The sequence below is a fragment of the Pedobacter sp. 22163 genome (genome assembly GCF_052045595.1).
Classification (GTDB): Bacteria; Bacteroidota; Bacteroidia; order Sphingobacteriales; family Sphingobacteriaceae; genus Pedobacter.
The window spans coordinates 53,704-62,230 of record NZ_JBQEPM010000016.1 but is presented as its reverse complement, the minus strand read 5'-3'; the positions used below and the strand labels follow the sequence as shown (position 1 = coordinate 62,230).

The following is an 8,527-nucleotide window of genomic DNA, read 5'->3' as shown; positions in this document are numbered from 1 at the left end:
TTAAACAATGAAGAGCACCTTAATAAACAGAAAAAAGCGCGAATTGCAGCACTGGAAAAAACACTTAATGCACTCAAGCTACAAGTAGCTTAATCTTTTTTGTTATATAGTAAAAGAAAGAGCCCTTCGGCGGCGGTGAGCCGAGGCAAGAATGAGCCTCTGGGTAAAAAAGAATATGCGTCATTCTATTGATTTTTATACAATAAATTATCCCTCGGGATGAAAATCGAAGCTTTATCTCTCCCATTCCCCTTCTTCCATCCCCACCTTACCTTTCCATCCTCCACCTTACTCTTCCATCATTTAGCATGTTACATTTTCCATCTTTAACCTATATTTGCACATGCTTAAAAAAGAACGCTACAAACTTTTTGTAGAACATTTTTCGGCCAAGCAACCTGATGCAGAAACCGAGTTACATTATAATAATCCCTATCAGCTTTTAGTGGCGGTAATCCTTTCTGCACAATGCACCGATAAAAGGGTAAATATGGTAACCCCTGCACTTTTTCAACGCTTCCCTAATGCTAAAGCGCTGGCCGAAGCTACGCCCGATATTGTTTTCGATTACATCAGAAGCATCAGTTACCCCAACAACAAGGCAAAACACCTCGTTGGCATGGCTAATATTCTGCTTAATGAATTTAACGATGTGGTACCTTCGGGTATTGACGATTTACAGAAAATGCCAGGTGTTGGCCGCAAAACCGCCAATGTAATTGCCTCGGTAATTTACAATGCACCGGCCATGGCGGTTGATACCCACGTTTTTCGTGTAGCCAATCGTTTGGGTTTAACCAATGGCAAAACCCCTTTGGCGGTTGAAAAAGATCTGGTTAAAAACCTTCCGGAACACGATATCCACATTGCACACCACTGGCTTATTCTGCACGGACGTTACGTTTGTGTGGCCAGAAGCCCCAAATGTGATGTTTGCGAAATTACCTATATGTGCAGGTACTTCGAACGTTTGACTGCCCAAAACGAAAGAGATAAATTAAAAGCTTAAAAATTATTTTCATTTTACTATTGACATTAGCTAAAAAACATTTACCTTAGCTAAATATCTTAGCATTATAAATATCAACATTTAAGCATATTAGCCGATAAACGATTATATTTACGCAATCAATGAAAAAAGAAATGAGCACTGCAAATCCAGATAAATTAAAAGCCCTACAACTTACCTTAGATAAGCTAGAAAAATCATACGGTAAAGGTACCATCATGAAACTTGGCGATTCTGCCATTGAGCCAATAGATTTTATTTCTACCGGATCAATCAGTTTAGATATTGCTTTAGGTATCGGCGGTATTCCAAAAGGCCGTGTAATTGAAATTTATGGTCCGGAATCTTCCGGTAAAACAACTTTAGCTACACACATTATTGCCGAAGCACAGAAAAAAGGCGGTATTGCTGCTTTTATCGATGCAGAGCATGCTTTTGATCAGTTTTACGCGAAGAAACTTGGTGTAGATACCGATAACCTTTTAATCTCTCAACCAGATAATGGTGAGCAGGCATTAGAAATTGCCGATAACTTAATCCGTTCGGGTGCTATCGATGTAATTGTAATTGACTCTGTTGCCGCTTTGGTTCCTAAAAGTGAAATTGAAGGCGAAATGGGCGACAGTAAAATGGGTTTACACGCCCGTTTAATGAGTCAGGCATTGCGTAAATTAACCGGAACAATTTCAAAAACCGGATGTTGCTGTATTTTCATTAACCAGTTACGTGATAAAATTGGTGTAATGTTCGGTAACCCTGAAACCACAACCGGTGGTAATGCATTGAAATTTTATGCATCGGTACGTTTAGATATCCGTCGTATTTCACAGATCAAAGATTCTGACGAAGTTTCCGGTAACCGCGTTAAAGTAAAAATTGTTAAAAATAAAGTGGCCCCTCCTTTCCGAATTGCAGAATTTGATGTAATGTTCGGTGAAGGTATTTCTAAAAACGGTGAGATTATCGACTTAGGTGTTGATTTTGGCATCATCAAAAAAGCAGGATCATGGTTCTCTTACGGAGATACCAAATTAGGACAAGGTAGAGATGCCGTAAAACAATTGTTAAGCGACAACCCTGAACTGGCAGAAGAATTAGAAATTAAAATTAAAGCCGAAGTAACCGGCGATAAATTGGCTGAGAAATAAGCCCATCTTAACTCAAGAATATTAAAACGCCCTGCTAAAATTATTTGGCAGGGCGTTTTGCTTTACGCTATATATCTTATGAAATAGGCCTTTATTGAAAAAACACGATTATTAGTTTTGACTAAAAATGGCGTTAAAATCTTTAGTTACATATACAATAACCAAAAGTGCGGCAATAACCAAAGCACCCAAAATAATCACGCCCCAGCTTCCTTTTAGTTTGTTTTTGTCATTTCTGATCAACCAATATAAAATACCAATTAGCGGTATCGCACAAACAATCCAAAATATTAACGATGCTCCAGTCATATATATAAATTCAATTTAAACAATTCTCGTTGCCAGTTTTCAATTGGCGGTTTACAGTTTTTTGCCACGGAAGCACGGGTTGCACAGAGATAAATCATGGGTATATCTCACCCCGCGGTCGTCATCCTGAATTTATTTCAGGATCTTATCCAATGTCTAATTATCGTCATTCTGAAAAGATTGCTTCGTCGGCTGAAAAAGCCTTCTCGCAATGACGAACGACGGAATTAACCAGTTTTCGGTTGGCGGTTTACAGTTTACAATCATTAGCCACGAAAGCAAAAAAACAAAGATCCTGAAATAAATTCAGGATGACGTTCACTAAGCGGTAACCAGCTAACAAGTTTAGGCAATTAACCATAAACTATTGACTAATGAACCAATGACCAATGAACCAAAATTAAAACTCCATCCTCGCCATTGGCGAAACATCCTGCCCAACAAAATCCTGTTTCAGGTATTTCTGGTAGCCTGCTATGGCAATCATGCCTGCGTTATCAGTACAATACTGAAACGCTGGGATATATATCTTCCAGCCTAGTTCATCGGCAGTCTGCTGTAGGCCATTTCTTAAACCAGAGTTCGCCGAAACACCTCCTGCAATGGCAATTTCATTAATTCCGTATTGTTTTGCCGCTTTCTTCAATTTATTCAGCAAAATCTGCACAATGCTGTGTTGAACCGACGCGCAAATATCATTTAAATTTTCGGCAATAAAATTAGGGTTCTCTTTTTCCTGCTTCCTGATAAAATACAGGATAGAAGTTTTAAAGCCGCTAAAGCTAAAATTCAGATCGGCAATTTGCGGTTCAGCAAATTTAAATGCCAAAGGATTCCCGTGTTGTGCATGTTTATCGATGAGCGGCCCTCCCGGATAAGGCAAAGCCAGTAATTTAGCTGTTTTATCAAAAGCTTCACCCGCAGCATCATCCAATGTTTCGCCAATTATTTCCATATCAAAGTAATCTTTTACCAGCACAATCTGCGTGTGCCCGCCCGAAACGGTTAAACAGATAAATGGAAAACCTGGCTTAGGATCATCAATAAAGTGCGCTAAGATGTGCGCATGCATGTGATTGACAGAAATTAAAGGTATATTTAAAGCTAATGCAAAAGATTTTGCAAAAGAAACACCAACCAGCAGCGATCCTAAAAGACCTGGGCCACGCGTAAAAGCGACAGCATTGATGTCCTGTTTTGTAACCTTAGCATTAATTAAAGCTTGTTGTACGGCAGGCACAATATTTTGTTGATGTACCCTTGAAGCTAATTCAGGTATAACACCACCATAATTTTGATGAATTGTTTGGTTTGCAATAACATTGGCAGTAATTTTGCCGTTGTTACAAATAGCAACGGATGTATCATCGCAAGAAGACTCGATAGCAAGTATAACAGACAAATTATTAATATTTAAGCTGCAAAATTATTAAAAAACTATTTAAAATACTCCTTTGGGTAATCGCATCAATCATCTTGCTGCTTGCGCTTCTTATTTTTTCTTTACAATTTAAGCCTGTTCAAACTTATTTTGCGCAGAAGGCTGCCGCATATTTATCAAAAGAGCTTAAAACCACCGTATCAATCAAGAGTCTCTACATCAAGCCATTTAAATCTATTGTACTCGAAGATTTATTGGTTTTAGATTTACAAAAAGACACTTTACTGAGCACACCACAATTTATGGTGGATATTAATCAATTATCCATAGATAAAAAGATCATTGATATCAATACCGTTCAAATTAACAATGGGCAGTTTTTCCTAAAGGATTTCAAAGATAAGTCTTCTAATCTCGATTTCATTATAAACTACTTCGATTCTGGTAAACCTACTGTAAAGAAAAAGAAAAGCAAACCTTACGATATTAATATTGGCCGCATTATTTTAAATAAATTCGCCTTCAGGTATATCAATTACAGGGCAAAAGATACCGTTCAGGGCAAAAGTGTAAACTTCGAAAATGTATCTGTTAAAGAGTTGAGTGGAATTTTTGAAGGGCTCGATACCAAAAGCCATTTGATTAAAACCAATATCAAAAACCTAACTTTTAAAGAGCGTAGCGGGTTTTACCTTAAAAACCTGACAGCAGAAACCACTATTGACAGTAACGCCATCGAGCTGAAAAACCTATTGCTCGAAACCAATCAGAGCCGTTTAACAAACTACTACCAAATGCGGTTTAAAAGCTATAAAGACTTTAACCACTACATAGATAATGTTCGGATGAAGGCCATTTTTAAAGATAGCCACATCACTTCCAGAGATATAGCCTTCTTTGCACCTGAGCTGAACACCATGAAACTCGACCTTGATGTTGATGGCCAGATTACGGGTTTAGTGAATAACCTCAAAGCCAAAAAACTATCGTTAAGAACCGGAAAAGCCACGCACATTAAAGGCGATTTTATTTTAAAGGGACTGCCGAAATGGAAAGAAACCTTTATGGACCTCAACATTGAAATGGCGGGAACAAATAGAACCGATCTGGATGAGGTGCTGGCAGGCATTACCAACAGCAAAAAGAAAATTGTTCCGCTAATTGTAAACAAATTTGGCAATATTAACTTTAACGGAAGTTTTACCGGTTTCCAGAACGACTTTATTGCTTACGGCGAATTTAAAACCAAACTTGGCCGTATTGTTTCGGATGTGAACATGAAAATCGATAAAAACGATGTTCCATCTTATACCGGAAACGTAAAAAGCTACGATTTTAACCTGGGCAACCTGATTGATGAAAAAAGCCTTGGCCGTATCAGCTCTTCACTGTATGTTAAGGGCCGCGGCACCGAGCTTAAAGATTTGACCGAGAAGATAAACGGCGATGTAACCTATATCGACTTTAACAATTACCGTTACCACAATGTGAAGATAGACGGAACTTTTAACAAAAAGTATTTCGATGGTAAACTGAGCATTAACGACCGTAACGTTAAACTGGTTTTTGACGGCGGGGTAAACCTGAATCCTAAATTGCCGGTATTTAACTTTAATGCTACTATTTCTAAAGCAAGATTAAAGGCTTTAAAACTGCTGAAAGATTCGTTGCAGGTTGATGCTAAATTTACCACCAATTTCTCCGGCACCAACCTGAACAATATATCTGGCAAATTATTAATAGAACAAATTAGGCTGCAAAATCCGAAGGGCAGCTATAGTGTCGATTCTGTACAATTAATGGCCGAGGGCACCGGTACGAGCCGCGTACTTGATATCCGATCAGATATTTTCGATGCCAGTATTAAAGGAGAATACGATTTAAATTCTATTGTTTCGTATTACAAAGCCATCGCCAAAACGTATATCCCCTCATTAAAGGCCGATATTATCAAATACAAGAACCAGATTTTTCAGTTTAACCTGAAGGTTAAAAAATTCGAACCACTGGCGCAGATATTTGTACCGGGTTTAGAATTAGAAGAAGGGGCTACATTAACGGGCGATTTCGATTCGCGCAACAATACCGCAACTTTGAACGGTTTTGTTAAGAAACTAAAGTACAATGGTATTGTGGTAAACAATATCATCCTCGATGAAAATACCACCACACAGCAGCTTCAACTGATTGTAACTTCCGATCGGGTGCAGATTAACGACAGCTTGTATATTAAAGATGTAAACATTTCCAACATCCTGCGGAACGACAGTTTGGCTTTCAACGTAAAAATGTCGAACGCCGAAGAGGACAATCAGCTCGATTTAAACGGCCTGGTCGAGTTTACCAAAAACCAGGATACCACAGCAAGGTTAAGCGTATTGCCTTCTATCTTAAAAATCAACAACGAAGAGTGGCGCATCCAGGAGAAGGTACGCATCGTGCTCAACAATGGCAAAACCGAGATCAGCAATTTCGATTTAACCAACGGAAAGCAGCAGGTTATTATTGATGGATTAATTTCGGAAGACCCTAAAGATTTAATCAGTGTTGGCTTTAAAGATTTCAACTTAAAAACACTGAACCCTTTTACCAAAGGTTTTGGCGTTAAACTGGGTGGAAACCTGAACGGAAAAACCGATCTGTACGGCATATTAAAAGCACCGAGGGTAACGGACGATTTAAAGATCGATTCGTTAAACTTTAACGATATCTATATCGGTACTTTAACTGATACTTCATCGTACAGCAACGAAAGCAAAAAGATTAATGTATTTACCCGCATTATGGCCGACGATTCGGAGACTTTTAAGCTGACGGGAAATCTCGATTTAAAAGAAAAAGAAATCGATCTCGCAGTAAAAATGGACGAGAGCAAGCTTACTATCCTTGAGCCTTTCGTTAAACAACTCGTATCGAATTTAAAAGGAAATATCTCAGCTGATTTAACCGTAAAAGGCAAATTAGAAAAACCAGAAATTAATGGAACCCTATCATTAGATAAAGGGCAACTGATGGTAAATTACCTAAAAACCACTTATGTGATTACCGATGAGGTAGAAGTAAACAATAGTGTAATTGAACTCGGCGATTTTGAACTTAAGGATCTTGAAGGTCATGAGGCTACTGCACGCGGCACTGTTGATTTAAACGACATCAATTACCCTACATTGAAAGTAACGGTAAATGCAAACAGTTTAATGGCCTTAAACACTACCGCGAAAGACAATTCGGTATACTATGGCCGTGCTTATGGCACAGGTGTATTTACGTTTACCGGGCCAACAAATAAAATGAAAATTGATATTAAGGCCAAAACAGAAAAAGGGACAATTTTCAACCTGCCTTTAAACAGTTCCGAAACCATATCAGATAAAGATTTCATTAATTTTGTGAGCCGCGATTCGACTGTGCTGGTTAAGAAAAAAACCAACTTTGATGGCCTGACCCTAACCTTCAAGTTAACCATCGACCCGAATACCACGGCGAATATATTTACTACCCTGGGTAATTTAAGTGGCAAGGGTAATGCCGAGCTGAACTTAAACATCAATAGTTTCGGCGATTTCGAAATGTCTGGCGATTACATCATCGAGACCGGAAGTTTCGATTTTACGGCCCAGGAGGTAATTAACAAAAAATTCGAAATCAGGCAAGGTGGAACCATCCGCTGGACGGGTAACCCTACGGCTGCACAGATTAACTTAAAAGCAGTATACGCTTTGAGAGCGAGTTTGAACGACCTTTACAAAGCAGCCAACCGCGATGCCAGCAGTAATGCCAACCAAAGGGTAAATACCGAGGTTGAGATGGGCTTAACGGGTTTACTCTTAAAACCAGATATTAAACTTGATATTAACTTCCCTGCTCAACCGTCTATCAAAGAGGAGCTGCAAACCTATTTCAGCGATCAGAACAACCTGAACCTGCAGGCTTTCAGTTTAATTATCAGAAGAAGTTTTGCCCCTGGAAACGGAGGAGAATCGATCGGAAACCAGCTCAGCTCTACCGCAACCAGTACGGCTACCGAGTTGGTTTTTAACCAGTTTAACAATGTACTTTCTTCATTAAACTTAAATTTTGTCGATCTGAATGTGCGTTCGTTGAGCGAGGCCAATGCATCGTTCAAATTCTTTAGCGATCGTTTAATTATCAACGCGGGTATTGTAGACCGGAACAGTGTGAACGATTTTACGGTTATCGATTTCTCTAAAGACAATGTGGGTAGAGAGGTTGAGGCCCTTTTCTTAATCAAAAAAGACGGAAGCTTAACCGTTAAGGCTGCAAATAAACCACCTACGCAACAAAGTATCTTCTTAAACAGTGGGATTAGCTCAACGGCAAACGTAACCTCTTTTGGCTTGGTTTATACCCAGCAGTTTGATACGTTTAAGGAGTTTATCCAGAAAATTTCTGGCGCTTACCGCCGAAATTTAAAGCGGAAACAAAGCCAGGCCCCTGTAAAAACGAATAAATCGATCAATAAAGAAGCGATTATCAATCAGAGTAAAGGGAACCAACGGAAGTAGAGGTTTCATTGGTTCATTAGTCAATAGTTCATTTGTTCAATAGTCATTAGTTCATTGGTCCGGGCAAGGTCGTCATCCGATAGCTATCGAATCCCGCGCAGGCGGGAATCTTAATGCCTATTGCATTCTAGTCTTTAATTAATCACCAGAACCA

The 8,527-nt window shown here is 39.0% G+C and carries 5 protein-coding genes; 3 read left to right on the top strand and 2 right to left on the bottom strand.

All coding sequences use genetic code 11. The annotated features are described in order from the left end of the window. Positions 1–343 precede the first annotated feature (343 nt). Both nth and recA read left to right on the top strand, forming a co-directional pair. Positions 344–1,009: an endonuclease III gene (gene nth / locus ACTJKN_RS26650; RefSeq protein ID WP_029280284.1), complete on the top strand. Its 666-nt coding sequence runs from the start codon at positions 344–346 to the stop codon at positions 1,007–1,009. 134 nt (positions 1,010–1,143) lie between these two features. After that, entirely contained in the window at positions 1,144–2,157 is a 1,014-nt protein-coding gene (gene recA, locus ACTJKN_RS26645) for a recombinase RecA (protein ID WP_057935221.1), read from the top strand. A gap of 111 nt (positions 2,158–2,268) precedes the next feature. Here recA and ACTJKN_RS26640 read toward each other — a convergent pair whose 3' ends face one another. Both ACTJKN_RS26640 and tsaD read right to left on the bottom strand, forming a co-directional pair. After that, positions 2,269–2,466, bottom strand: a complete 198-nt coding sequence (locus ACTJKN_RS26640; RefSeq protein ID WP_108199335.1) for a hypothetical protein — start codon at positions 2,464–2,466, stop codon at positions 2,269–2,271. Between the two features lie 400 nt (positions 2,467–2,866). After that, positions 2,867–3,868 carry a tRNA (adenosine(37)-N6)-threonylcarbamoyltransferase complex transferase subunit TsaD gene (gene tsaD, locus ACTJKN_RS26635; protein WP_440828656.1) on the bottom strand — a complete coding sequence of 334 codons (1,002 nt, stop codon included), beginning with the start codon at positions 3,866–3,868 and terminating at the stop codon, positions 2,867–2,869. A gap of 74 nt (positions 3,869–3,942) precedes the next feature. Between tsaD and ACTJKN_RS26630 the strand changes: the two genes are divergently transcribed. Further along, the gene (locus ACTJKN_RS26630; protein WP_440828655.1) at positions 3,943–8,373 is read left to right on the top strand and encodes a translocation/assembly module TamB domain-containing protein; all 4,431 of its coding nucleotides are present in this window, start codon (positions 3,943–3,945) and stop codon (positions 8,371–8,373) included. The last annotated feature ends 154 nt before the right edge of the window (positions 8,374–8,527 follow it).

Bases quoted from the DNA above. Each gene is read 5' to 3' on its own strand.
- nth (WP_029280284.1), top strand. From the start codon at position 344: ATGCTTAAAAAAGAACGCTACAAACTTTTTGTAGAACATTTTTCGGCC.
- recA (WP_057935221.1), top strand. From the start codon at position 1,144: ATGAGCACTGCAAATCCAGATAAATTAAAAGCCCTACAACTTACCTTA.
- ACTJKN_RS26640 (WP_108199335.1), bottom strand. From the start codon at position 2,466: ATGACTGGAGCATCGTTAATATTTTGGATTGTTTGTGCGATACCGCTA.